The 1107-nt window shown below is 45.0% G+C and carries 3 protein-coding genes; all 3 read right to left on the bottom strand.

Annotated elements, in window-relative coordinates; genetic code table 11:
- Positions 1 to 353 (bottom strand): hypothetical protein (locus tag FE296_RS00315; protein WP_150363974.1); only part of this gene is annotated, 353 nt, incomplete at its 3' end.
- A 246-nt stretch (positions 354 to 599) separates the two neighbouring features.
- The gene (locus FE296_RS32555; protein WP_190944960.1) at positions 600 to 773 is read right to left on the bottom strand and encodes a hypothetical protein; all 174 of its coding nucleotides are present in this window, start codon (positions 771 to 773) and stop codon (positions 600 to 602) included.
- A gap of 37 nt (positions 774 to 810) precedes the next feature.
- Positions 811 to 990 carry a hypothetical protein gene (locus FE296_RS00310; protein ID WP_150363973.1) on the bottom strand — a complete coding sequence of 60 codons (180 nt, stop codon included), beginning with the start codon at positions 988 to 990 and terminating at the stop codon, positions 811 to 813.
- Positions 991 to 1107 lie beyond the last annotated feature (117 nt).

The raw sequence follows: 1107 nt of genomic DNA, 5'->3' as shown, positions 1-1107 counted from the left end.
GTAGCGATGGGGTCATACGCCCGAATCACTGCCCCCTGCTCAAGCAAACGCTGAATGATCTCAATCGCCGGAGCATCGATTAGTTCTTGAATCTTGTTGGTTATCAGGTGACATTCAGTGACTTTTACTGTCCAAATGCAGTAATAGATTGGTTTTCTTTCGTCTACCCTCTTCAGCATCCCCGCCCACTCATGCGTTCTGGCGGGTGAAAGATTACCGACCATTTCCCTGTACTCGTCCATCGTCAAAAAATTTATCTTCACAGGTTGTCCATTCAAGACAAAGATCGCTTTTTTATAAATGCCATGACAGACAGTCAAAGCTGCTACAATCTTAGGTTTATGAGTTTTCATGATTTTCCTCCGACTCGTTTAGTAGATTGGGCAGCAGCCGGGCGGCTGCTGCTGCGTGTTCCTATTCGCGGTATTTATTAGCTGACCAGTTGAGCAGGAACGTGACGGACTGAAGGAAAATTGAAAACAAAATGAGTATCAAAAGTAACATTTCCATTAGGCTTGTCCTCCTGTAGTTTGATAGGAGGGTAAGGGGGCAACCCCTTACCCAACATTTAGCAGAAATTGAAACGTTGAAATCTAAAACTATTTAGGCTTGGGATTTTTTTTAGTCCGCAATCGTTGCGAGCGATTGGAACCCTTTCGCTTATCTCTAACTGTCAGCCATTCCAAGAATGCTTTAAGTGCACCAAGTAGCTGAATGATGACTTGCAGCCCGGCCGCTATAACGGCCAACATGAGCAGCGTTTCATTTTGCATCGTCCTCACCTCCTTTCAGGTTTGAACGCGCTAGAATCTATCTTCCACCAAGCTTTTCATCCACAAATTTTTTCAGGTCTTGATAGCAAGCCAGTTCCGCTTTGTAGCACTTCACATCTTGATTCAAGCTCTCACATATGGAAATACGAGCCTCCAACCAATGGATACGTTGATAACACAGGGTTAACAGCAATGACCAACTTTGTTCTTCTGTCATGATCAATGCTCTTCCGGAAGCAGGATTGTGGTTGCGCTTCTATCCCATTCAGTGATGATCCAAAATCTCAACCCGCTGGACGTTAGATAAGCCGATAAAAGCCGCCCCTCGTCTTCC

Origin of the sequence: Paenibacillus sp. UASWS1643, from assembly GCF_008693195.1 — a bacterium.
GTDB lineage: Bacteria > Bacillota > Bacilli > Paenibacillales > Paenibacillaceae > Paenibacillus > Paenibacillus amylolyticus_B.
Note: the sequence above shows the minus strand (reverse complement) of the source record. Positions and strands in the feature narration are given on the sequence as shown.